At 68.8% G+C, this 21,563-nt stretch carries 23 protein-coding genes and 1 tRNA gene; 10 read left to right on the top strand and 14 right to left on the bottom strand.

The genetic code is table 11. The features are described from left to right. The first annotated feature begins 6 nt into the window (after window positions 1-6). From D9601_RS07395 to D9601_RS07385, 3 genes are read left to right on the top strand one after another with little or no spacing between them, the layout of a single operon-like run. A complete protein-coding gene (locus tag D9601_RS07395) occupies window positions 7-1,329 on the top strand; it encodes an extracellular solute-binding protein (protein WP_198353180.1) in 1,323 nt (440 codons plus the stop codon). After that, complete coding sequence (locus D9601_RS07390; protein ID WP_198353179.1) at window positions 1,326-2,207, top strand: carbohydrate ABC transporter permease; 882 nt, start codon at window positions 1,326-1,328, stop codon at window positions 2,205-2,207. The genes D9601_RS07395 and D9601_RS07390 overlap by 4 nt, the downstream gene beginning before the upstream one ends. Then, complete coding sequence (locus tag D9601_RS07385) at window positions 2,198-3,049, top strand: carbohydrate ABC transporter permease (protein WP_232473857.1); 852 nt, start codon at window positions 2,198-2,200, stop codon at window positions 3,047-3,049. Before D9601_RS07390 ends, D9601_RS07385 begins: the two co-directional genes overlap by 10 nt. On the opposite strand, the gene D9601_RS07380 is transcribed toward D9601_RS07385, so the two are convergent. Both D9601_RS07380 and D9601_RS07375 read right to left on the bottom strand, forming a co-directional pair. Continuing rightward, window positions 3,039-4,130 carry an ABC transporter ATP-binding protein gene (locus tag D9601_RS07380; RefSeq protein WP_198353178.1) on the bottom strand — a complete coding sequence of 364 codons (1,092 nt, stop codon included), beginning with the start codon at window positions 4,128-4,130 and terminating at the stop codon, window positions 3,039-3,041. The genes D9601_RS07385 and D9601_RS07380 overlap by 11 nt on opposite strands. A gap of 50 nt (window positions 4,131-4,180) precedes the next feature. Further along, window positions 4,181-5,542: an ATP-binding cassette domain-containing protein gene (locus D9601_RS07375; protein WP_198353177.1), complete on the bottom strand. Its 1,362-nt coding sequence runs from the start codon at window positions 5,540-5,542 to the stop codon at window positions 4,181-4,183. Between D9601_RS07375 and D9601_RS07370 the strand changes: the two genes are divergently transcribed. After that, window positions 5,502-5,927, top strand: coding sequence for a hypothetical protein (locus tag D9601_RS07370; RefSeq protein WP_198353176.1), 426 nt, complete (start codon window positions 5,502-5,504; stop codon window positions 5,925-5,927). The two genes, D9601_RS07375 and D9601_RS07370, sit on opposite strands and share 41 nt — an antisense overlap. A gap of 359 nt (window positions 5,928-6,286) precedes the next feature. Then, the gene (locus D9601_RS07365; protein WP_198353175.1) at window positions 6,287-7,195 is read left to right on the top strand and encodes a glycoside hydrolase family 43 protein; all 909 of its coding nucleotides are present in this window, start codon (window positions 6,287-6,289) and stop codon (window positions 7,193-7,195) included. Window positions 7,196-7,201: 6 nt separating this feature from the next. On the opposite strand, the gene D9601_RS07360 is transcribed toward D9601_RS07365, so the two are convergent. Next, a complete protein-coding gene (locus D9601_RS07360; RefSeq protein WP_198353174.1) occupies window positions 7,202-8,263 on the bottom strand; it encodes an SDR family oxidoreductase in 1,062 nt (353 codons plus the stop codon). 101 nt (window positions 8,264-8,364) lie between these two features. On the opposite strand from D9601_RS07360, the gene D9601_RS07355 reads away from it, so the two are divergent. Beyond that, complete coding sequence (locus D9601_RS07355; protein WP_198353173.1) at window positions 8,365-8,745, top strand: winged helix-turn-helix transcriptional regulator; 381 nt, start codon at window positions 8,365-8,367, stop codon at window positions 8,743-8,745. Next, entirely contained in the window at window positions 8,742-8,903 is a 162-nt protein-coding gene (locus D9601_RS07350) for a hypothetical protein (protein WP_198353172.1), read from the top strand. Before D9601_RS07355 ends, D9601_RS07350 begins: the two co-directional genes overlap by 4 nt. 293 nt (window positions 8,904-9,196) lie before the next feature. Here D9601_RS07350 and D9601_RS07345 read toward each other — a convergent pair. From D9601_RS07345 to D9601_RS07325, 5 genes are all read right to left on the bottom strand, one after another. Beyond that, a tRNA-Glu gene (locus D9601_RS07345) sits at window positions 9,197-9,271 on the bottom strand. Window positions 9,272-9,329: 58 nt separating this feature from the next. Beyond that, window positions 9,330-11,066: a single-stranded-DNA-specific exonuclease RecJ gene (gene recJ / locus D9601_RS07340; RefSeq protein WP_198353445.1), complete on the bottom strand. Its 1,737-nt coding sequence runs from the start codon at window positions 11,064-11,066 to the stop codon at window positions 9,330-9,332. A gap of 78 nt (window positions 11,067-11,144) precedes the next feature. After that, on the bottom strand, window positions 11,145-11,816 hold the full coding sequence (locus D9601_RS07335) for a prolyl hydroxylase family protein (RefSeq protein ID WP_198353171.1): 672 nt from the start codon (window positions 11,814-11,816) through the stop codon (window positions 11,145-11,147). Window positions 11,817-11,908: 92 nt separating this feature from the next. Then, window positions 11,909-12,850, bottom strand: coding sequence for an RcnB family protein (locus D9601_RS07330; RefSeq protein ID WP_198353170.1), 942 nt, complete (start codon window positions 12,848-12,850; stop codon window positions 11,909-11,911). 140 nt (window positions 12,851-12,990) lie between these two features. After that, window positions 12,991-13,536 (bottom strand): (2Fe-2S)-binding protein, encoded by a 546-nt coding sequence (locus tag D9601_RS07325; RefSeq protein ID WP_198353169.1) that lies wholly within the window; start codon window positions 13,534-13,536, stop codon window positions 12,991-12,993. A 161-nt stretch (window positions 13,537-13,697) separates the two neighbouring features. On the opposite strand from D9601_RS07325, the gene D9601_RS07320 reads away from it, so the two are divergent. Beyond that, window positions 13,698-15,008 (top strand): sugar MFS transporter, encoded by a 1,311-nt coding sequence (locus tag D9601_RS07320; protein ID WP_198353168.1) that lies wholly within the window; start codon window positions 13,698-13,700, stop codon window positions 15,006-15,008. Between the two features lie 21 nt (window positions 15,009-15,029). Here the strand turns inward: D9601_RS07320 and D9601_RS07315 are convergent, their stop codons facing one another. From D9601_RS07315 to D9601_RS07295, 5 genes are all read right to left on the bottom strand, one after another. Beyond that, window positions 15,030-16,139, bottom strand: coding sequence for a CaiB/BaiF CoA transferase family protein (locus D9601_RS07315; RefSeq protein WP_198353167.1), 1,110 nt, complete (start codon window positions 16,137-16,139; stop codon window positions 15,030-15,032). Between the two features lie 10 nt (window positions 16,140-16,149). After that, window positions 16,150-17,334, bottom strand: a complete 1,185-nt coding sequence (locus D9601_RS07310) for an acyl-CoA dehydrogenase (RefSeq protein WP_198353166.1) — start codon at window positions 17,332-17,334, stop codon at window positions 16,150-16,152. A gap of 121 nt (window positions 17,335-17,455) precedes the next feature. Continuing rightward, window positions 17,456-19,606 carry a TonB-dependent receptor gene (locus D9601_RS07305; protein ID WP_198353165.1) on the bottom strand — a complete coding sequence of 717 codons (2,151 nt, stop codon included), beginning with the start codon at window positions 19,604-19,606 and terminating at the stop codon, window positions 17,456-17,458. Between the two features lie 102 nt (window positions 19,607-19,708). Further along, a complete protein-coding gene (locus D9601_RS07300; protein WP_198353164.1) occupies window positions 19,709-20,014 on the bottom strand; it encodes a hypothetical protein in 306 nt (101 codons plus the stop codon). Beyond that, window positions 20,011-20,268, bottom strand: a complete 258-nt coding sequence (locus D9601_RS07295) for a hypothetical protein (protein WP_198353467.1) — start codon at window positions 20,266-20,268, stop codon at window positions 20,011-20,013. The genes D9601_RS07300 and D9601_RS07295 overlap by 4 nt, the downstream gene beginning before the upstream one ends. Window positions 20,269-20,390: 122 nt before the next feature. Here D9601_RS07295 and D9601_RS07290 point away from each other — a divergent pair, with 122 nt between their 5' ends. Continuing rightward, window positions 20,391-20,981, top strand: coding sequence for a S24 family peptidase (locus tag D9601_RS07290; protein WP_232473856.1), 591 nt, complete (start codon window positions 20,391-20,393; stop codon window positions 20,979-20,981). A 1-nt stretch (window position 20,982) separates the two neighbouring features. Here the strand turns inward: D9601_RS07290 and D9601_RS07285 are convergent, their stop codons facing one another. Further along, on the bottom strand, window positions 20,983-21,153 hold the full coding sequence (locus tag D9601_RS07285; protein WP_198353162.1) for a hypothetical protein: 171 nt from the start codon (window positions 21,151-21,153) through the stop codon (window positions 20,983-20,985). A gap of 148 nt (window positions 21,154-21,301) precedes the next feature. Between D9601_RS07285 and D9601_RS07280 the strand changes: the two genes are divergently transcribed. Further along, window positions 21,302-21,532 carry a hypothetical protein gene (locus D9601_RS07280; protein ID WP_443024707.1) on the top strand — a complete coding sequence of 77 codons (231 nt, stop codon included), beginning with the start codon at window positions 21,302-21,304 and terminating at the stop codon, window positions 21,530-21,532. The last annotated feature ends 31 nt before the right edge of the window (window positions 21,533-21,563 follow it).

Genomic DNA, 21,563 nt, shown 5'->3' with positions numbered 1-21,563 from the left:
GGCTGGATGAAAAATGCCCGCCGGCGGCAGGGCGTGCCGTCGACCGGTTCTCGCACGCGCCGTCCCGACGCAAGCGGCGGCGTGATCGATCCGACGCGACGGTCGCTGCTCGCCGCCGTGCCGGCCGCGATGCTCGCCGGTTGCATCACCCGTCGCGATCCGCGGGCGCTGTCGGTCTGGGCGATGAGCTATGAAGGCGATTATTCGCCGCTGCTGATGCCCGCCTTCACCCGCGCCACCGGCATCTCGGTCGAGGTGCAGACCTTGCCGTGGACCGCCGCGCACGAAAAGCTGCTCACCGCCTTCGCCGGGGGTTCGCTGCCCGACGTGCTGATGCTGCCCAACGGGTGGGTCGGCGAGTTCGCGATGATCGGCGCGCTCGCCCCGGTCCCGGATCCCGCCTTGAATGCCGACGTCTTTCCGTCGGTGCGCGGCGCGATGCACCATGCCGGTCGGGACTATGCCGTGCCCTGGTCGGTCGCGCCGCAGATGCAATATTACCGGTCGGACCTGCTCGCCGCAGGTGGCTTCGACACCGTACCCGACGATTGGGACGGCTGGCGTAGGATGGGCGTCGCGCTCAAGCGGCGGCGGCCCGACGATTATGTCCTGCTCTCCTATCTCAACTGGCCGGATACGCTCTTCACCTTCGCCGGCCAGATCGGCGCGCCGTTGCTGCGCGACCGGAACACGCGCGGCGATTTCGCCGGCCCGGCGTTCCGCGAAGCGTTACGCTATTACAAGTCGCTGTTCGACGACGGTCTGGCCCCGCGCGCGCTGTCGACCGAGTTGCAGGACCCGGTCGCGGCCTTCGCACGCGGCTATTTCGCCATTTATCCGAGCGGGCCGACGCTGCTGCTCGACCTGCGCCGCCGCGCCGCGGAAATACCCCCGAAGCGCTGGTCGGTCGCGCGCATGCCAGGGCCGCGCGGTCCCGGCCCGGTCGACGGGATCAGCGCCTGTCTGGCGGTGGCGGCGCACAGCCCGCGCCGGGCGGAGGCCTGGTCGCTGGTCCGCCATATGACCTCGCCGGCGAGCGAATTGCAGTTCCAGGCGCTGATCGGCAACCTGCCCGCGCAGCGCAGTGCCTGGTCGTCGCCGCAGCTCGCGACGGCCCGCCTCGCCCCCTTCGCCGCACAGATGCGCCAGCCGGCGTCGCAGCCCGCGATCGTCGAGATGGAGCGCATCCGCACCGAGGTGCAGCTGGTCGCCGAGCGCGTCGTCCGCGACCAGCTGTCGGTCGACGAGGGCACGATGCTGATGGACCGCCGCGTCGACGCCCTGCTCGCCAAGCGCCGGTCGCTGGTCGAGGCCGGGCGGATCGCATGACCCGCCAATCGCGCACCGCCTGGCTGTTCACCGCACCGGTGCTGGCGATCATCCTGCTCGTCTTCGTCGTGCCGACGGTGCTGGCGCTGGCCCTGTCGGTCACCGATTACAGCATCTACGCGCTCGCCGATCCCGCCAATCTCCGCTTCGTCGGGCTCGGCAATTTCGCCGACCTGTTCGCGACGCCGCTGTTCTGGCGGGCGATGGCCAATACCGGCCTGTTCGCGCTGCTCGGCGTGCCGATGGCGATCGGCACCTCGCTCGCCGTCGCGCTGCTGCTGCACGAACGTACGGTGCGCTGGAAGCCGCTGTGGCGGGTGCTGCTGTTCGCACCCTATGTCACCAGCGTCGTCGCCACCGCCGTGGTCTGGCGCTTTGTGCTCAACACCCAATTCGGCCTGCTCAATTATGCGTTGCGGGCGATCGGCCTGCCGGCGATCGACTGGCTCGGCGATCCGCGCGCCTCGATCCCGGCGATCCTGCTGTTCGTGACGTGGAAGGTGTTCGGCTATAATATGATCGTCTTCACCGCCGCGCTCGCCGCGGTGCCGACCGACCTGATGGAGGCAGCGCGGCTCGACGGGGCGGGGCGCTGGACGCGCTTCCGCCACGTCACCCTGCCGGCGATCGGCCCGACCCTGCTGCTCGCCGCGGTGATGAGCGTCGCCGGCTTCCTGCAGATCTTCGCCGAACCCTATGTGATGACGCTCGGCGGCCCGTCGCAGAGCACGACGACGGTGCTCTACTTCATGTTCGACGAGGGGTTCAAATGGTGGAACCTCGGCCAAGCGTCGGCGGTCGCCTTCATCCTCCTCGTGCTGATCCTGCTGCTGACGCTGGTCCAGACGCGGATCGGGCGGCGTTACGAATGGCTGTGAGACGCGCCCGCGCCGTGCTGATGAACGCCGCGGTGGCGCTGGTCACGCTGGTCACCATCCTGCCGCTGATCTGGATGGTGCTGGTCTCCTTCATGCCGCGCGGCGCGTCCAGCGCCTATCCGCCGCCGCTGTGGCCAAGCCGGTGGACCTGGGACAATTACTATGAGCTGCTCGCCCGGCGGCTGATCGACGGCGCCTGGTTCGACTATCGTGTGCTGCCAGCGCTCGGCAACAGCGTGCTGGTCGCGGTGATCTCCACCGTCCTCGGTCTGCTGCTCACCGTGCCGGCCGGCTATGCCTTCGCCAAACTGCGCTTCCGGGGGCGCGAGCGGCTGTTGCAGCTGCTGATCGGCGCGCTGGTCGTGCCGGGACAGGTGGCGATGCTGCCGCTTTTCCTGATCTTCAAGCAGATCGGCCTGGTCAACAGCTATGCGGGGGTCATCCTGCCCGGCCTGGCCGGTGTCTTCGCCGTCCTGTTCGTGCGCCAGGCGACGCTGTCGATCCCCGACGAGATGCTCGACGCGGCGCGGCTCGACGGCGCGAGCGAGACGCGGATCTTCGTCTCGATCGTGCTGCCGTTGCTCGCGCCGGTAACGGTGACCCTGGCGGTGTTCCTGTTCCTCGGCAGCTGGAACGACTTCCTCTGGCCGCTGATCGTGCTCGCCGACCAGCATCTCTACACCTTGCCGGTGGCGGTAGCGGCGATCGGCCGCGAACATGCCGCCGATGGCGAGCTGATGATGGCGGCGGCGGTGGTGACGACCCTACCGGTGCTGGCGATCTTCCTGGCGCTGCAGCGCTACTACATCACCGGCCTGCTCGGCGGCAGCATCAAGGGGTGAGGCGCGGATAGGCTCGGCCGTCGCCGTCGAACAGCAGCACGTCGACCGCTGCCGCGCCCACCCGCAGCGGCTCGCCCAGCGTCACCTGCCGGTCGCCCGGCAATTGCGCGACCACCGGTGCCTCGCGCCCGCCGATGCCGAGATGCGCGAAGGAGAGGGGCCCGAGCCGTTCGAACAGCTCGATCGGCCCGGCAAAGGCGCCGTCGGGCCGCGGCGCCAGATGCTCCGGCCTGACGCCCAGCGTCACCGCCCGGCCGACCGCCCCCGCAGGCACTTCTGCCGCCACGGCCTGCGTCGCGCCGCTGGCCAGCCGGACGGTGGCCCCCGCCATATCGGCGGCGACCAGCGTGCCGGGCATCAGGTTGATCCCCGGCGAACCGATCGCGCAGGCGACCGCCAGCGAGGCCGGTCGGCGATACAGGTCCATCGGCGCGCCGACCTGCTCGACGCGGCCGTGCGCCATCACGACGATGCGGTTGGCGAGCGTCATCGCCTCCAGCTGGTCGTGGGTGACGTAGATCATCGTGCAGCCCAAACTCTGGTGCAGCCGGGCGAATTCGTGGCGCATCCGCACGCGCAGGGCGGTGTCGAGGTTGGACAGGGGCTCGTCGAGCAGCAGCACCTGCGGCTGGCGGATCACCGCGCGGGCGATCGACACGCGCTGCCGCTGGCCGCCCGACAGCGCCCGCGGCCGGCGGTCGAGCAAGGCCCCGAGGTCGAGCGTGTCCGCCACCGCCGCGACCCGCGCGGCGATCTCCGCCTTCGGACGTCCGGCGATCTTCAGCGGAAAGCCGATGTTCTCCGCCACGGTCAGATGCGGGTAGAGGGCATAGGATTGGAACACCATCGCCAGCCCGCGCTCCGCCGGCGCCGCATGGGTGACGTCGCGGCCGCCGATCGCGATCGTGCCGCTCGACGGTTCGTCGAGGCCGGCGATCAGGCGCAGCAGCGTTGACTTGCCACAGCCCGACGGACCGACGATGACGACGAACTCGCCATCCTCGATGTCGAGGCTGGTCGGTTGCAGCACCGTCGCGTCCCCGAAACGCTTGCTGACCCCCTCGATCGCGACGCTGGCCAATCCGGCACTCCCCTGACGAGTGCCATCTGTCGGCGTGTTCGCGTGGCGGTTCAAGCGTTTGTACGGATACCCCCGGTGGCGGCCCGCGCCCCCGTATCGTCGTTCGCCGCCGCCTGGGTCAGGCCGCCGTCGCGGGCAAGCGCGGCGAAGGCGCCGCCGGCCGCGATCAGCGCGTCGAAGCTGCCCTGTTCGACGATCCTCCCCTGGTCGAGGACGATGATCCGATCCGCCGCGCGCACCGTCGACAGGCGGTGGGCGATGACGAAGGTGGTGCGCCCTTGCCGCAGCCGGTCGAGGCTCTCCTGCAGCCGCGCCTCGGTGGCGACGTCGAGCGCGCTGGTCGCCTCGTCGAGCAGCAGGATCGGCGCATCCTTGAGCAGCGCGCGCGCGATCGCGATCCGCTGGCGCTCGCCGCCCGACAGGCCCTGGCCGCGATCGCCGACCGGCGTGGCGAAGCCCTGCGGCTTGCGCGCGATGAAGTCATAGGCGCCGGCGATGCGGGCCGCCTCCTCGATCGCGGCCATCGTCGCACCGGGATTGCCCATCGCGATATTCTCCGCGATCGAGCGGTTGAACAGGCCGGCTTCCTGGAAGACCACGCCCGTCGCCGCGCGCAGCGAGGCCAGGGTGACGTCGCGAATGTCCTGACCGTCGACCAGAATACGACCTTGGCCGGGATCATAGGCGCGCTGCAGCAGGCCGAGCGCGGTCGACTTGCCCGAACCGGTCGGGCCGACGATCGCCACCGTCTCGCCGGGCGCGACGGTGAAGTCGAGGTCGTGCACCGCGCCCGAGCCGGTCGGGTAGCGGAACGAGACGCCTTCGAAGCGGACCTCGCCGGTGGCGACGCGCAGGGCGGGGGCGCCGGGCCGCTCGGCGATGTGCGACTCCTCGTCGAGCACCGCGAAGAACTGGCCGAGCGTCGGCAACCGTTGCGCGACGTCGACGATGAAGGTGGTCAGCGTTTCCAGCCGCGCGATCATCAGCGTCGCGAAGCCGACGAAGGCGACGACGTCGCCGATCGTCGCCTGGCCGCGCGCGACCAGCATCGAGCCGACGCCGAAGATCGCCACGATCGCGATCGACGAGGCGCCGCGGGTCAGCACCGCCGACAGCGCCCACCAGTTCAGCACCGGATATTGCGCATGCAGCAGATCGTGCAGCGAGGTCTTTACCTGGCGCAGCTCGCCCGGCACCGCCAGGAAGCTCTGCAGCACCGAGACGTTGCCGAGCAGATCGCCGAGCTGCCCGGACAAATCGGTGAAGCGCGTCTCCACCTGCGCCTGGCCGCGGGCGGTATGCTGCATGACGATCAGGTTGACGAGCGCGTAGACGACGAGCAGCGCGACCAGCACGAGCGCCAGCCGCCAGTTGGTCAGCATCGCGATCGGCAGCACCGCGATCAGCACCACGGCATTGGTGACCTGGTCGCGCAGCAGCGGCAGCCACAGGAAAAAAGAGGCTCTCGCAACCGGCGATCATGATGCGCATCAGACGGCCGGAGCGCGCCTGATGGTGGAAGGAGGGCGGCAGCGCGAGCAGATGCTCGACGAAGCTCGCCATCGCCGCCAGCCGCCGCCGGTGGGCGAGCCGATCGGAGCCGAGCGAGATCACCATCGCCGACAGAAAGGCGGTGACGCTGATCGCGCACCACCAGGCGACGTAATGGAGCGGGCTCGCCCCCTGGGTCAGGCCATTGATCGCGCGTCCGAACAGCACCGGCTCGAGCACCTGCAGCAGCGCGACGAGCGCGCCGGCACCGACCAGTGCCGCGACCTTGCGTCGCTCGGGCTTTAGCATCGTGATGGCGCGGAGGAAGACGAGGCGCGGGCGCGCGACGGCACGGGTGAAGGGCATGGCTCTGCTCGAGACGGATGTGGGGCACGCCGGGCCGCGGCGCGCGGGCGCCCTAGGCGCCGAACCTCGGCAAAACTATGAACGTCCGGCAGGTTTCGCCGCTCAATCCGATGAATCGTTCTTAAGCAGCGCCAGAACGTGAGATATGCTGGGAACAAACGGCGCTTAGAGGCATCGGTCTTGGGCAGCGACCGAAACGGGCGTCGGTCATGTTGCCCGGTCTGCAAGAAGCGGCCTTGGCCTATCGGGCAGGGCAGGGGGCGGCGATGATGTTCGATCGAAGGACGATATGTGGCGGTTTGACAGCAGCGGCCGTGACCACCGGTGCCCGAGCCGCGCGTAGCGACGAAGCCACCGGCGGCTACCTCTTCACCCATTTCCGCAATGCCGACAACGGGCGCGCCGGCCTGCGGCTGGCGATCAGCGCCGACGGCTGGCACTATCGCCCGGTACGCGACGGCGCGCCGATGCTGGTGCCGACCGTCGGCGAGAACAAGCTGATGCGCGATCCCAGCGTCGTGCGCGACCCGCGCACCGGCCTGTTCCATCTGGTCTGGACGACGAGCTGGACCGGCACGACGATCGGCTATGCCAGCTCACCAGACTTGGTCCGCTGGTCGCCGCAACAGGCCTTGCCGGTGATGGCGCGCTTCCCCGGCACTCGCAACGCTTGGGCGCCGGAGGTAACCTGGGACGCGGCGGCCGGCCGGTTCCTGATCGTCTGGGCGAGTACGATCGGCGCGGCGGGCAAGGAAGGCGACCATCGCCTCTATGCCACCACGACCCGCGACTTCGACCGCTTCACCCCGACGACGCTGTTCTGGGATCCCGGATACAGCGTCATCGATGCGACCTTTGCGACTTTCCGCGGGCGAACGCTGATGTTCGTCAAGGACGAGCGCAAGGAGCCACTGCGCAAGGTCGTGCAATGGTGCGACGCGGCGCTGTCGCCGCCGCGCTTTGGCCCGCTCTCCGCGCCGATCACCCCGGCGTGGAGCGAGGGTCCGACCGTGGTGACGATCGGGCCGGAGATCGTCGTCTTCTTCGACCGCTATCGCGAGCATCGCTACGGCGCGGTCGCCTCCGCCGATGGCGGGCGGAGCTGGCGCGACGTGTCCGACCGTATCGCCATGCCCGCCGGCGCCAGCCACGGCACGATCATCCCGATCCCGCGGGTCACGTACGACGCCTTGGCGGCGCTGGGCTGAGCAGGATCAGGGGATCAGGCGATCCGCGCGCAACCGGGCGAACAGAGCATGAAAGGCGTCGTCGGTCGGCTGATAGGCGGTGAAACCGAGCCGCCGGCTCTTGCTCATGTCGGTGACCACCTCAATCGGTCGGCCGAGGTCGGCGTCGGTATGCCAGGGCGACACCAACCGCGCGAGCTCCGGCTCGGCCAGGTCCGCGCGCGTCGCCAGCTCGCGCCAGAGCGGCGCGTCCCCCGCCATCTGCTCGGCGAGCGGGCGGACGGTGCCGTCGAACGGTACCGGCTCCACGCCGAACCATTCCGCGATCCGGCCCCACATCCATTGCCAGCGGAAGACGTCGCCGTTGACGACGTTGAACGCCTGATCGTGCGCCGCCGGTGTTTCGGTGGCCCAGAGCAGATGCCGGGCAAGCTGGCCGGCATCGGTCATGTCGGTCAGCCCGCTCCACTGCGCGGCGGACCCGGGAAAGACGAACGGACGACCGGTCGCCCGGCACAGGCTGGCATAGACGGCGAGCGTCGTGCCCATGTTCATCGCATTGCCGACCGCCAGTCCGATCACCGTGTGCGGCCGATGGACGCTCCAGGTGAAGCCGTCGCGCGCCGCCGCGGCGAACACCTCGTCCTCCTGCGCATAATAGAAATTCTCGACGTCGAGCCGACCCTGTTCCTCGCGGAACGGGGTCTGAGGCAGAACGCCCTGACCATAGGCCTCGAACGGGCCGAGATAATGTTTGAGCCCGGTGACCAGCGCTACGTGCCGCGGTCCGGTCGGTGCCGGCAGGCCGTCGAGCAAATTGCGCACCATCGCGGCGTTGACCCGGATGTTTTCCGCCTCGCTGTCCTGGCGCAGCCAGGTGGTGATGTAGACCGCGTCCGGCGCCAGATTCTGCAAGGCCGCTCGGGTTTGCGCGGCATCCTGCAGATCCGCGACCACCGGCGTGACGTCCGCCTGCGCGACCGGCCGCCGTGCCAGTCCGTGCACCGTCCAGCCCTCCTCGACGAGCCGCGCCGCCGTCGCGCTGCCGACGATCCCGCTCGCCCCGACTACCAATGCTGTCTTCGCCATTGTCTCATTCTCTCGCTATCTGTCGCCCCGGCAGCTAGGCATGGCGGGGGCAGGGTTCTAGACGGCACCATTCCCCACCCCAGGTACCCAAAGGTAACCGCATGGACCCCGGCACGCCCGACGACGAATGGCGCGAGGATTGCGCGCCGCGGCGCGTGCTGGAACTCTTCGCGACCAAATGGACCAGCATGGTTTTGCACACGCTCCATGCGCGGCATGGTGGTGCCGCGCGCACCGGTGTGTTGCTGCGCAGCCTGCCCGGCATATCGAAGAAGATGCTGACGCAGACGGTGCGGGACATGGAGGCAAGCGGTCTGATCGATCGCCACGTCGCCAGCGTCATGCCCCCGGTGGTCGAATATCGGCTGACCGACCTCGGCCGGCGCTTCGTCGAGCCGGTCGAGTTGCTTTACGGCTGGGGTCGGGCCAATGCGGATGCGCTCGACGCCTTGCGCCCGAGGGCGACATCACGCCGGGGATGAGGGTGCTGAAGGCGAAGGTCGTCCGGCTGTTGTTCGCAGCGCCGCGCAACCGCACCGCCCGTTACATCACCAAAGTCGCGACGGAGCAGCCGTTTGGGTTCCGCACCGTCTTGGTGCGAACGAAGGGCTTTACCTCGACGGGCAGCGGAGCATGCTGAAGGGTGTCAACCGGCTCAGCCTCCGCCCGCAACCGGGCGAGCAATCGGCTGCGGCGAGGCCAGTGCCGACGTCCGACTGATTTGATCGCTCAACGCGAATCCGGTGCGCGTAACGCGCCGGAAAAGGAGTTTCTGGAGGCCGCGGACCAGCTCGCCGGGCGGTGATTCCGGCAAGATGGATGGTCGGCGCCATATCGTCGTGGCGGGTCATCCTGTTGCGGATGATGTGCCGGCGGACGCCGTTCGGGCCTCGCGCAACTTGAAGGGGCGCTGCTGGCGATCGCTCGTGATGATGGTGACCCCTACGGGACTCGAACCCGTGTTTCAGCCGTGAAAGGGCCGCGTCCTAACCACTAGACGAAGGGGCCATGCGATGGCGTTGGGTGCGCCTAGAGAAGGTCGCGGGCAGGGTCAAGCCCTTGTTGGTCACGATGCCCAGGCGGCGTCGTCGAGATGCAGTTCGGCGACGTCGCGACCGCTCCAATCGTCGCGGCGGGCGCGACCGGCGAGCCACAGCTTGCGGTGCGGTGCCGCGGCGAGCAGCGCCTGGCCGAGCGGCGTGTCGGCGGCGCGGAACGCCATGGCCTTGAGACTGCGGCCGTCGTCGCCGGCGACGATCGCGCGGACATGGTCGCTGCCGACCCGGTCGGCGCGCACCACGCGGACGGGGCCGACGGCGATACGCGGCGGCGCCCAACCGGTGCCGTACGGCCCGCCGGCGTCGAGCGCCTCGACCAGTCCGGTGGTGACCCCGCCCGGCGCCACCACGGTGTCGAGCAGCAGTGCGCGGCCGGCCATCGCCCGCGATACCGCGATCGAGAGCCGATCCTCCAGGAAGTCGGCCAGCGGCTGCACCTGATCGGCGGCGATCGTCAGCCCGGCCGCCATGGCATGGCCGCCACCGGCGACCAGCAGGCCGTGTTCGCGGGCGGCGAGGATCGCCGCGCCGAGGTCGACATTGGCAATCGAGCGGCCGGAGCCCTTGCCGACGCCGTCCTCGTCGATCGCGATGACGATGGCGGGGCGGCCGAACCGTTCCTTCAGCCGCCCCGCCACGATGCCGATCACCCCGGGGTGCCAGCCGCGGCCGGCGACGACGAGGACGCGGCGATCGCCGCTCGCGCCGGCTTCCGCCGTTTCGCGGACCAGCGTTTCGATCGCGCGGCGTTCTTCGTTGAGCCGATCGAGTTCGGCAGCGATCGTCCGTGCTTCCTGCGGCTCGGCCGTGGTAAGCAGCCGGACGCCGAGATCGGCGCGACCGACCCGGCCACCGGCGTTGATCCGCGGGCCGAGTGCGAAGCCGAGATCCTGGCAGGTCGGCGCACGGGTGAGCCGCGATGCCTCGATCAGCGCGTCCAGCCCGATGTTGCGCCGCTGCGCCATCACCTTGAGCCCTTGCGCGACGAAAGCGCGGTTCAGCCCTTTCAGCGGCGCGACGTCGGCGACGGTGCCGAGCGCGACGAGGTCGAGCATTTCAAGCAGTCGCGGCTCGTCCCGTGCGGCAAAGAAGCCGCGGGCGCGCAAGGTGCGGACCAGGGCGGCGGCGAGCAGGAAGCAGACGCCGACCGCGGCAAGGTGACCATGCGCGGCGCCTTCACCCTCGTCGAGCCGGTTGGGATTGACCAGGGCATGGGCCGGCGGCAGCGCCGATTGGCATTTGTGGTGGTCGACCACGACGATATCCACCGCCGCGGCGCGCACCGCTTCCAGCGCCTCGAATGCCTGCGCACCGCAATCGACCGTGACGATCAGCGAGGCGCCCTCGTCGGCGAGGCGATGCAGTGCGGCGCCAGATGGGCCATAGCCCTCCGTCAGCCGGTCGGGAATATAGGGGCGGGCGGAGAGCCCGAGCTCGGCGAGAAGGCGAACGAGCAGCGCGGCGGAGGTGGCGCCATCGACGTCATAGTCGCCGAAGATCGCGACCCGTTCGCCCGTCTCCACCGCGTCGGCCAGCCGCGCGGCGGCTTTGTCCATGTCCCGGAATATCGACGGGTCGGGCATGAAGGCGCGGATCGATGGCGCGCGGTGATCGTCGAGCGCCTCGCGCGGGCAACCGCGGGCGAGCAGCAATTGGGTGACCAGATCGTCGGTGCCGAAGCCGTCGCGCGCATCCGCCGCCAGCCCTCGCCAGCGCCACGGCTGGCCCAGGATCGAGGCGGCGATGCCGAGCGCCGCGGGCGGCGCGGCATCGGCAGCACCGACGCTGGCGGTGGCGAGATCAGAGGGACGCGGTGGCACGGGTCACTTCATCCACGGCTTTTCGCGAAACCATTTGGTGACGACATATTTCGTTCCACGCACCACCGCCGTCCCCTCGTGGAGCGTCAGCAGATTGGGACTGCCATCGGGATTCATGTTGTTCCAGGCGAGCAGCATGCCGGCACGCGGCGGCACCTGGAAGCCGGCCTGCGGGAACCAGGTCGCGCCACCCTCCTCGACGTCGTTGAGGTAGATCATCGCGGTCCAGGTCCGCTGGCCACCCGACGCCTTCATCGCGCCCCAATAGCTTTCGCCCTCGTGGAAATAATCGTGATGCGCCTTGAACTGCTGGCCGGGCGCGTAACGCTGCCCCTGCATCGTCTCGCCATGGCGCGGATCGATGCCGAGCAGCGCGGCGATCGCTTCGTCGATCGGGCGGATGTCGGGGGAGAAGCGATCCATGTCGCAGCTCTCGCTGGTGCGAAAGTCGCTGCCGGCCCTGTCAGATAGCAGGGTCGACGGCCGGCGTCCGGCATCGATGATCCCGATCAGCCGTGCGCAGGTCGCCGGATCGATGAAGTCGAGCTGATAATAGGCCTGGACGTTGGGCACACCGGCACTGGTCACCGCCGGATTGGCTTCGAGGCGGGCCGCGACCGACTCGCCGATCGAACGTCGCAAGGGATTGGCGCCATTGGGCTTGCGGGCGAACATCGCAGGGAGATGCCGCCCGGCTGGAATAATGGCAAGGGGGGAGCGGGGGCGAGCAGCTGCCCCTGCGACGGGCCGCGCCGCCCCCGCGCCGTTTACCAGAAGATGTCGTAGACGACGTCGACCACCCGGCCGTTGCGCACGTCGACGAGCAAGGCATCGTGATAATAACGGACCCAGCGATAGGGACCATATGCTTCCGGCAGGCGATAGGCGAACGGATCGTCGATCCAATAGGACGATCCCCATAGGCCCGACCACAATGTCGTGCCGACCGCGAAGCGACGATAGCCATAGCCCCAACCTGCCGGCGCGTAATAATGCGGCAGGCGATAGGCGGCCCGATTGCCGTCGCGGTAGCGGCCCCAATCGTAGCGGCGATCATCGCGCCAGCCGCGGCTCCAGGCGCCGCGGTCGTCGCCCCGCCTGTCCCAGCGGCGCTGGTCGCCGTCCCGGCCGTCCCAGCCAGGGCGGTCGTTGCGATCGATGCGGTCGCCGTTCCAACCGGCGCGGCGATCGTCCACGCCCGGACGGCGATCGTCGAACCCGCGATGGACGGTCACACCGTCACGGCGGTCGTCCCGCTGCCGGTTCCAGTTGCCGCCGCGCCAATCCGGCCGTCCCTCGGCAAGCGGACGGTCGCCGCGCGTGTCGACCTCCAGCCGGTTCGGGGCAGGGCGGTCCGGCGTCAATCGCTCCGGGCGAACCCGCTCCGGACCCGGCCGTGCGCCCTCGGGCCGGTCGGGGCGCGCCTCGGGCGGACGGTCGAACCCACGATCGGGACGATCGAAGTTGCGGTCGGGGCGGGCGCCGGGCTGCGCCTGGAACGGCTGGGGGCGTTCGCTGCGGAAATCGGGACGGGCGCCCTGCAAATTGTCTGTCGGACGGGGGCGGTCGCCGCCCCGTCGATCGTATCCGGGTCGATCATAGCCGCGGTGGCCATCGCCCTGCGGCGGTCGCGGCGGGGCGTCCTGTGCCTGAGCCGCCACCGGGATCAGCATCGTGGCGGCGAGCAGCGACTTGATGAAGGTCCTCATCACCTCTTGGTCCTCGTCTGCCGGCGCACAAGCCGGCCCTCATGATGACCTGCAGATAGCGTGACGTCGATGTGGGCAAGCTGAATTGGTCGGTCAGCGATCCGACAGCTTTCGCCCTCAGGGCGCGACCGATGACACCGTCAATGCTCGGGCTTGGCAACGAAGGCAGGCACCAGCCGCCCAGCATCGGCCGGGTCGATGCCGGGTCGCACGCCGGCGGGGATCGTCTCCTCGCCGCGCAGGGCGCGAGCGGCACGTTGGATCGCCTCGATCAGCCGCGGGTAGACGCCGCAGCGGCACAGATTGTCGATCGCCGCGCCGATCGCATCCTCGCTCGGATCCGGATTCTTCTTGAGCAGCGTCGCCGCCGCCATCAGCATGCCCGGGATGCAGAAGCCGCATTGCGGCAGATTGGCCGCGATGAAGGCGAGCTGGAGCGGATGATTGCGTTCCCGCGACAGCCCCTCAATCGTGGTGACGTAGGTGCCCTCGATCGTGCCGATCGGGGTGCGGCAGGACAGGGCCGCACCGCCGTCGATGTCGACGGTACAGGCGCCGCAATCGCCCGTGCCGCAGCCATATTTAGTCCCGGTCAGGTTGGATGCGTCGCGCAACGCCCAGAGCAGGGGCGTTTCGGGGTCGAGCCGATATTCGACAGGCTGGTTGTTGACCGTGAGGCGCGCCATGGCCGCCGCCATAGGCGAAGCGGGGCAGGGCGATCCAGTCCTGGCGCATTTCGGCGCGGGGTCGGGACAAGCTTGGCCCAGATCAGCGTTTTGAGCGGTTGCCAGCGCCGCCTAGCCGTGCTTGTGCGGTGCCGGAAACGATTACGAGAGGGGCGCCGACCATGGCAATCAACGTCAGCACATCGCCGCAGGAGTCGGCCGCCGCCGGCGACGCGGTCCACGGCTATGATGCGCCGGACCTGCGCGTCTTCGTCTTCGCGCTGTTCTTCATCTTCGGCGGGATTACGTCGCTCAACGACGTCATTATCCCCAAGCTGAAGGAGCTGTTCACGCTCAACTACGCGCAGGCGCTGCTCGTCCAGTCGGCGTTCTTCGCCGCCTATGCGATCTGCTCGATTCCCGCCGCGGCGATCGTGCGGCGCGCCGGCTACATGCGCACCGCCGCGATCGGCCTGCTGACCATGATGGTCGGCTGCCTGCTCTTCGTGCCGGCCTCGTCGTCCGCGACCTTCGGCGTCTTCCTGTTCGCGCTGTTCGTGCTCGCCGCCGGCATCACGGTGGTGCAGGTCGTCGCCAATCCGCTGATCTCGCTGCTCGGCCATCCGCGCACCGCGTCGAGCCGCCTCACTTTCGCGCAGGCGTTCAACTCGCTCGGCACGACCATCTTCCCCTATGTCGGCTCCATCGTCATCCTCGGCGGGCTCGCGACGGTCGATCCGGCGACGCTGTCGGGGGCCGCGCTCGACGCCTATCGCGCCGCGGAAACGCATACCGTCGTCGTCACTTATCTCTGCCTCGCCGCCGCGCTCGCCATCGTCGCCGCCGTCGTCTGGTCGCGCCGCAATCGCCTGCACGAGGAACAGAGCCACAACGGTAGCATCCTCCAGGCCTTCAATCTGCTCGGCCGCCCGCGCTTCGGTATCGGTGCGCTGTGCATCTTCCTGTACGTCGGCGCCGAGGTCGCGATCGGATCGCTGATCGTCAACTATCTGATGCAGCCGTCGACGCTGGCGCTGACCGGCCAGGAAGCCGGCAAGCATGTGCCCTTCTACTGGGGCGGCGCCCTCATCGGCCGGTTCATCGGTGCGGGAATCCTGGCACGGGTCTCGCCGGGCAAGGTGCTGGCCAGCGTCGCCACCGGCGCGATCGCGCTGATCCTCATTTCCGCCAACACCACTGGTGCGGTCTCGGGCTGGTCGCTGCTCGCCATCGGCCTGATGAATTCGATCATGTTCCCGACGATCTTCAGCCTGGCGAGCGAAGGGCTCGGCAAGCGCGCGGCGGAAGGTTCGGGCGTGATCGCCACCGCGATCGTCGGCGGCGCGATCATCCCGCCGCTGACCGGCATGCTCGCCGACCAGAGCGGCTCGCTGCACTTCGCCCTGCTGCTGCCGGCGATCTGCTATGCGATCATCCTGTCCTATGGCCTCTATGCACGCCGCCCGGCGCCGGAGGTCGAGCGCGCCGCCTGAACGACCGCGCCGGCGCAGGGATCAGGCGTCGCCCGATCCTTTGCGCGGCGCGGGGCGGCCTAACGCCAGTTCCGCTTCGGAAAAGCGGATCGGGGTGCGCAGGCCGCGGATCGGCGGCTGGTCGATCACCATGCCGCGTGCCGCGATCTGCGGATCGGCCAGGGCCTGCTCGACCGTGTTGATCGGGCCCGCCGGTACGCCGGCCGCCTCTAGCCGGGCGAGCAGGTCGTCGCGGGCGAAGCGGCGGGTGGCGGCGGTCACGACCGCCGTCAATGCGTCACGATCGGCGACACGGCCGGCATTGGTCGCCCAGCCGGGGCGGGGTTCGATGCCAGTGACCGTGCAGAAGCGCGCGAACTGCCCGTCATTGCCGACCGCGAGGATGAACCAGCCGTCCGCCGTCTCGAACACCGCATAGGGTGCGATATTGACGTGTGCGTTGCCGAGCCGCGGCGGATTGATCCCGTTGGCGAAGTAATTGGCGGCCTGGTTGGCGAGCACCCCGACCATCGTGTCGAACAGCGCCACGTCGATATGCTGGCCGCGCCCGGTGCGTGTCCGCATCGCCAGCGCCGCCTGGATCGCGATCACCGCATACAGGCCGGTGGTGATGTCGGCCATGGCGACGCCGATCTTCTGCGGGGCGCCGTCCGGCTCGCCGGTCAGGCTCATCATCCCGCTCATGCCCTGGACGATATAATCGTAGCCGGCGCGATGGGCGTAGGGTCCGTCCTGGCCGAAACCGGTGATCGAGCAATAGACGAGCCGCGGATTGATCGCCGAAAGGCTGGCATAGTCGAGCCCGTATCGGGCGAGGCCGCCGACCTTGAAGTTCTCGATCAGCACGTCGGCTTCGGCGGCGAGCGCCCGGACCTGCGCTTGCCCCGCCGCGGTGGTGAAGTCGATGACGTGGCTGGTCTTGCCGCGGTTGCAGGCATGGAAATAGGCGGCATCGCGGCTGCCGTCGGGATGGTCGACGAAGGGCGGCCCCCAGGTCCGGGTATCGTCGCCCGCCGGGCTCTCGACCTTGGTGACCTCGGCGCCGAGGTCGGCGAGCACCTGACCCGCCCAGGGGCCCGCGAGAATGCGCGCAAGCTCGAGGACCTTGAGGCCGGCGAGGGCGGTGGTCACGCCGCCCCGCTCAAAACGCCGCGATTCCCGTGATCGCGCGGCCGAGAATCAGCGCGTGGACGTCGTGCGCGCCCTCGTAGGTGTTGACCGTCTCCAGATTCATGACGTGGCGCATCACCTGATATTCGCCGGAAATGCCGTTGCCGCCGTGCATGTCGCGCGCCGTCCGGGCGATGTCGAGCGCCTTGCCGACATTGTTGCGTTTGACGATGCTGACCATCTCTGGCGCGAAGCGGCCCTCGTCCATCAGCCGCCCGACGCGCAAGCTGGCCTGCAGGCCGAGCGCGATCTCCGTCTCCATATCGGCAAGCTTCTTCTGGTACAGCTGCCGCCCGGCGAGCGGCGTGCCGAACTGCTTGCGATCGAGGCCATACTGCCGCGCGGCGTGAAAGCAGAATTCGGCGGCGCCGAGCGCGCCCCAGCTGATCCCGTAGCGGGCGCGGTTGAGGCAGCCGAACGGGCCCTTCAGCCCCTCGACATGCGGCAGCAACGCGTCCTCGCCGACCGCGACCTCGTCCATCATCACCATGCCGGTGATCGACGCGCGCAAGCTGAGCTTGCCCTCGATCTTCGGCGCCGACAGGCCGGCCATGCCCTTGTCGAGGATGAAGCCGCGGATCGCCCCGCCATGCGCATCGGACTTGGCCCAGATCACGAAGACGTCGGCGATCGGGCTGTTCGAAATCCAGGTCTTGGCGCCCGAGATCACGTAGCCGCCGTCGATCTGGCGCGCGCGCGTGGTCATGCCGCCGGGGTCGGAACCGGCGTCAGGTTCGGTCAGGCCGAAACAGCCGATCCATTCGCCACTGGCGAGCTTGGGCAGATATTTGCGTTTCTGCGCGTCCGAGCCATAGGCATGGATCGGATACATCACCAGGCTCGACTGGACGCTCATCATCGAGCGGTAGCCGGAATCGATCCGTTCCACCTCGCGCGCGACCAGGCCATAGGCGACGTAGCTCGCCCCGACGCCGCCGAACTCTTCGGGAATGGTCGGGCCGAGCAGGCCGAGTTCGCCCATCTCGCGGAAGATCGCGGGATCGGTATGTTCGTGCTGGAAGGCCTCGACGATCCGCGGGGCGAGCCGGTCCTGCGCATAGGCGCGCGCCGTATCGCGGATCATCCGCTCGTCTTCGGTCAGCTGCTCGTCGAGCAGGAACGGATCCGCCCAGTCGAACTTGCCCATACCGGCCATGCGTCACTCTCCTCTGGAGGGTGCGGTACGGGGGAAGGGGCGGGGAGGCAAGCCGTGCCCCTCCCGTTCGCGGGAGGGGCAGGCGGCGCCCTACTCGTTCCGCCGGAGTTTCGACCCCGGCTTACAGGCCGAAGCGCAGGGTGGCGCGCAGGTCGCGTCCGGCAAGGGGGGCGAAATCCTTGAGGAAGCTGGAATGACGGCGGGCGACGACATCGAAGACGTTGTTCGCTGACAGCAGCAGGCTGGTCCGGCTCTGGCTGCCCCAGGGCTTCAGCGACAGCGACGCATTGACCATCGTATAGTCGCTGGTCCGCGTCTCGAACGCCGCCAGCCGGTTCTGCGCGAAGGCATGTTCCACCTCCACCCGGCCGCTCAACCGGTCACCCTGCGCCTCGACGCCGCCGAGCACGCGGGCCGGCGGGATACGCGGCGCCGGCCCCAGGTCGACGATCGTCGCGCGGACATAGTCGCCGAGCAGATCGGCGTTGATCGCATAGTCGCCGAGTTGCGCCAGCTTCACCGACCCGTCCGCCTCGAACCCCCAATAGCGGGCGTCGCGCTGCTGATATTGGAAGCAGGGCAGGTCGACATCCCGCCCCGACGGCGCGGCGGCGGCGGCGCACACCGCCTGGTCCATCTGATTCTCGGAGATATAGTTGGTGAACCAGTTGTAATAGGCCGAGGCATCGAAACTGAACCCGGTGCCATGGGCGTGCAACGTCGCCTCCAGCCCCCAGGATTTTTCGAGCCGGAAGTCAGGGCTGCCGAGTTCATAGGCCTGGGTGCCGGCGTGGGCGCCGTTCGCGAACAACTCCTCCGCCGACGGCGCGCGCTCGGTGCGGGAGCCGTTGATGCCGACACGGATCGCATCGCTCAGCGCATAGGAGGCGCCGAGCGACCCCGACACCGCCTCGAAATGACGCCTGCCCGCAAAGAAGCGCAGATCGTCGGCCGGGGTGCGCGCGGCGAGATCGCTGATCTCGTAGCGCAAGCCGCCCTCCGCCCGGAACGGCCCGCTGGCATATTGCTGCAGGGTGAAGAGGCCGGTTTGATTGGTCTCGTTCTTCGGCAGGAAGGCCTCATCGCCCTTCACATCGAACTGACGATTGAAATATTGAACGCCGCTAGCACCTTGCCAGCCGCCGCGATTGGCTTGGACGAGCTCCAGCCGACCCTCGAGACCGTTGTTGTAGAAGGCGGTGCCGACGCTGCCGTCCTCCTCCAGCTCGAAATGGCGATACGTCGCCTGGCCGGCGCGGATGCGGATACGGTCAAGGAAGCCGCCGCCGGTCTGCACTTCGCCGCGCAGGTCGACGCGGTTTTGCACGACGGACAGACGCGGGGCCTCCTGCTCCTGGCCAACCTGCGTCGCGAAACGGATCGGCACGCCATAGAGGCTGTCGTAATGGCTGTAGCTGATGCCGAGACTGCCGGTGTCGGTGATGATCGTCGCACCGGCCCCGGCGGTCCACGTCTCGGCGGCGCTATTGGGCAGCCGGTCGCGCAGCGCGGCGGAGGCGGCGAAATCGATCGGCTCGTCGGTACCCGGCTGCGGCAGGCCGACCTGGCTAAGCGCCGCGGCGCGCGCCTCTGGCGACAGCAGATAGCCGTGGCCGGTGCGCAGGTCGTCGGACTTCAAGTAGGAGCCGTCGGCGTGGAGGACGAGATGGTCGCCGACGGCGACGTCACCCGCCATGCCGCCTGACCGCTCGTTCGCCGCAGAGCCGTAATTGGCGATGCCGTTCAGCCGATAGCCGTCTTTCGGCACGGTGCGCGGGATGCGCGTGTCGATGACGTTGACGACGCCGCCGACGGCGGACGATCCGAACAAGAGCGCCGACGGGCCACGCAGCACCTCGACGCGTTCCGCGAGCAGCGGGTCGATGATCACGGCATGATCGACCGAGGTGTTGGACACGTCGATCGAGCCGATGCCGTCGGTGAGTACGCGGATACGGTCGCCCTGGAAACCGCGCAGGATCGGCCGTGAGGCGCTCGGCCCGAAGGAGGTGGCGGAGACGCCGGGCTGACGGGCAAGCGTTTCGCCGATCGTCGGGCGCAGTTCGCGGGTCAGTTCCTCGCCGGACAGGACGGTGGTACCCTGCAGCACGTCGCGCTCGCTCTGATCAATCGGCGCGGACACGATGATGTCGCGGCTGCGATCCTGTTGTGCGGTGCTGCCGGCAATGGTGTCGGTGGCGACCTGGGCGCCGGCCGGAACGGCGGTCAGGGCAAGGCCGGCGGTACCGGCCAACAGGGCAAGACGTGCCATTGATACTCCAAGCATACGAATTTGGTGCGATGCAGCGCTGTCTAACGGTGATGTTACATTATATCAAAGGCAAATTTCATCAGTGTGGCGGTTTCTCGCCGATCAGCGTGCGGCGATCAGGAGAATCGCAAGCGTTATCGACCCGGGTGTAGCCAATTCCACGGCGAGATCGGCGACCAGCGCGCCATGGACGTCAAGCTCGGCCTCCGGCAAACAGGCGAGCCAAGGTTGCACGTCACCGTCCGTGGCGCAGCGGAGCATCACCCTGCTACCGTCGAAGGTCGCGCTGGCCCAAGGCTCTTCGCTGATCACCACCGGCTCGATCTGGATCCCGGCGAGGGCGGCGTCACGGCGCAGGGCGCGGATCAACCGCCCGGTTTGGCCGTGAAAATTCGTGTCGATGCTCATGACATCGCCCCCCGAATGGCAGTTACGTCGCCGACGAGGCAGGGGCGGCCGGTCCTGACGGCATTCTCGCTGCGAGGCGTAGCCGGATCGCGCGCGATGAAATCGCGGATGCGTCGCTCCATCGCCGGCCGCGGCTGACGGCCGCGCCTCAGGTCGTGAACCAGGCGGGGATCATTGACCGCCAATCGGCCGAACAGCGTCGCCGGCATCCGCGTCCGCGCGAGATATAGGTTGATGTCATACAGCACCGTCATTGCTCCCTCCCGAGTCCCGAGTCCGTCGGTATGTTCATGAGGTGTTCCGCCAAATCCTACTTGTCTAGGAAAAAATCCTAGGGTACCGAAGGACGGTGGACGGACATGATCCGAGAGCGCGATTGCGCGACCTCGCGCTGGAGCGGGGGGCAAGCCTTGCCGCCTTGTCGGCGATGATCGGGCGCAATCCCGCCTATCTTCAGCAATTCGTCACACGCGGGTCGCCCCGCGCGCTGCTGCCGGACGATCGGCGGCGGCTGGCCGATTTCTTTGGTGTCGATGGGGCGGAACTGGGGGCGGAGCGGAGCCGCCCGGCCTTTGTCCTGCCGCGGCTCGACGTATCGGCATCGGCCGGTCCCGGCGCATGGGTCGACGGCGAGATCATGCTGGGTGCGGAAGCGCTCGACCCGGCGCTGGCGACGCGCCTGCGGCTGAAGGCCGGGCAAGCGGCGATCGTGCGGGTGCGCGGCGAGTCGATGGAGCCGACGCTGATCGACGGCGACCTGATCGTGGTCGATCAGGCGCAGCGCCGGCCCGATGCGCAGGCCGCGCTATTCGTCTTGCGCTTCGACGATGCGGTGATGGTCAAGCGCGTGCGCTGGACGCGGGACGGGCTGGCGGTGACCAGCGACAATCCCGCTGCCGCTCCGGTCCCCGCCGGCACACCGACGATGATCGGCAAGGTGGTGTGGCTGATGCGCGCCCCGCGCTGATTCAGCCGCGGCGGTCGCGCAGCCAGACGGCGATCGCGCCAGCGCTGCCGATCGCCAATCCAGCAAGGAAGCCGATCGTCACCTGGCCTTCGAACAGGCCGATCACCGCGCCCAGGATCGAGCAGGCTGCGACGAGGACACCGCCGGCGGCGGAAGCGGGGGGATTGGCCATGGCACGGCCCTGCCACGTCCCGGCCTGGGACGCCAGTGCCCCGCTTCGGGACGGTCGGGGCAGTGACGGAAAGTACCGTTTACCTTCGTCCGCCGCGGTTTACGGCTCCGCGACGCCATCTGGCACGGCGCATGTATAATAAGAAACGATGATGCCATTCCGCGACACCGCCGCTCCCTTGTATCTCGCCGACGCCGATCAGGTGATCGAGGCGACTGATCTGATCGCCGCCTTCGGCGAACATGCCGTGCTGGAAGCGGCGGTGCGTGCCGGCGCGATGCGCGACATCGGCAACCACGTCCGCTTCTGCCGTTGGCGGCAGACGGAGCGGCTGATCGCCGTGATGGTCAGCGACGAGGCCGTCGGCACCGTCCACTGAGCGGTTGCGGCCAGGTCCGGCGACCGCCGGC

This window comes from Sphingomonas sp. MA1305, assembly GCF_016107325.1.
Lineage (GTDB): Bacteria > Pseudomonadota > Alphaproteobacteria > Sphingomonadales > Sphingomonadaceae > Sphingomonas.
The sequence above is the reverse complement of the archived record's forward strand: the minus strand, read 5'-3'. Positions and strand labels throughout refer to the sequence as shown.

Coding starts and splice junctions, on each gene's coding strand:
- D9601_RS07335 (WP_198353171.1), bottom strand. CDS start 11,816: ATGTTCGCCCGCAAGCCCAATGGCGCCAATCCCTTGCGACGTTCGATC.
- D9601_RS07330 (WP_198353170.1), bottom strand. CDS start 12,850: ATGAGGACCTTCATCAAGTCGCTGCTCGCCGCCACGATGCTGATCCCG.
- D9601_RS07360 (WP_198353174.1), bottom strand. CDS start 8,263: ATGGCGAAGACAGCATTGGTAGTCGGGGCGAGCGGGATCGTCGGCAGC.
- D9601_RS07395 (WP_198353180.1), top strand. CDS start 7: ATGAAAAATGCCCGCCGGCGGCAGGGCGTGCCGTCGACCGGTTCTCGC.
- D9601_RS07305 (WP_198353165.1), bottom strand. CDS start 19,606: ATGGCACGTCTTGCCCTGTTGGCCGGTACCGCCGGCCTTGCCCTGACC.
- D9601_RS07280 (WP_443024707.1), top strand. CDS start 21,302: ATGATGCCATTCCGCGACACCGCCGCTCCCTTGTATCTCGCCGACGCC.
- D9601_RS07285 (WP_198353162.1), bottom strand. CDS start 21,153: ATGGCCAATCCCCCCGCTTCCGCCGCCGGCGGTGTCCTCGTCGCAGCC.
- D9601_RS07320 (WP_198353168.1), top strand. CDS start 13,698: ATGGCAATCAACGTCAGCACATCGCCGCAGGAGTCGGCCGCCGCCGGC.
- D9601_RS07385 (WP_232473857.1), top strand. CDS start 2,198: ATGGCTGTGAGACGCGCCCGCGCCGTGCTGATGAACGCCGCGGTGGCG.
- D9601_RS07295 (WP_198353467.1), bottom strand. CDS start 20,268: ATGACGGTGCTGTATGACATCAACCTATATCTCGCGCGGACGCGGATG.
- D9601_RS07355 (WP_198353173.1), top strand. CDS start 8,365: ATGGACCCCGGCACGCCCGACGACGAATGGCGCGAGGATTGCGCGCCG.
- D9601_RS07390 (WP_198353179.1), top strand. CDS start 1,326: ATGACCCGCCAATCGCGCACCGCCTGGCTGTTCACCGCACCGGTGCTG.
- D9601_RS07300 (WP_198353164.1), bottom strand. CDS start 20,014: ATGAGCATCGACACGAATTTTCACGGCCAAACCGGGCGGTTGATCCGC.
- D9601_RS07350 (WP_198353172.1), top strand. CDS start 8,742: ATGAGGGTGCTGAAGGCGAAGGTCGTCCGGCTGTTGTTCGCAGCGCCG.
- D9601_RS07325 (WP_198353169.1), bottom strand. CDS start 13,536: ATGGCGCGCCTCACGGTCAACAACCAGCCTGTCGAATATCGGCTCGAC.
- D9601_RS07310 (WP_198353166.1), bottom strand. CDS start 17,334: ATGGCCGGTATGGGCAAGTTCGACTGGGCGGATCCGTTCCTGCTCGAC.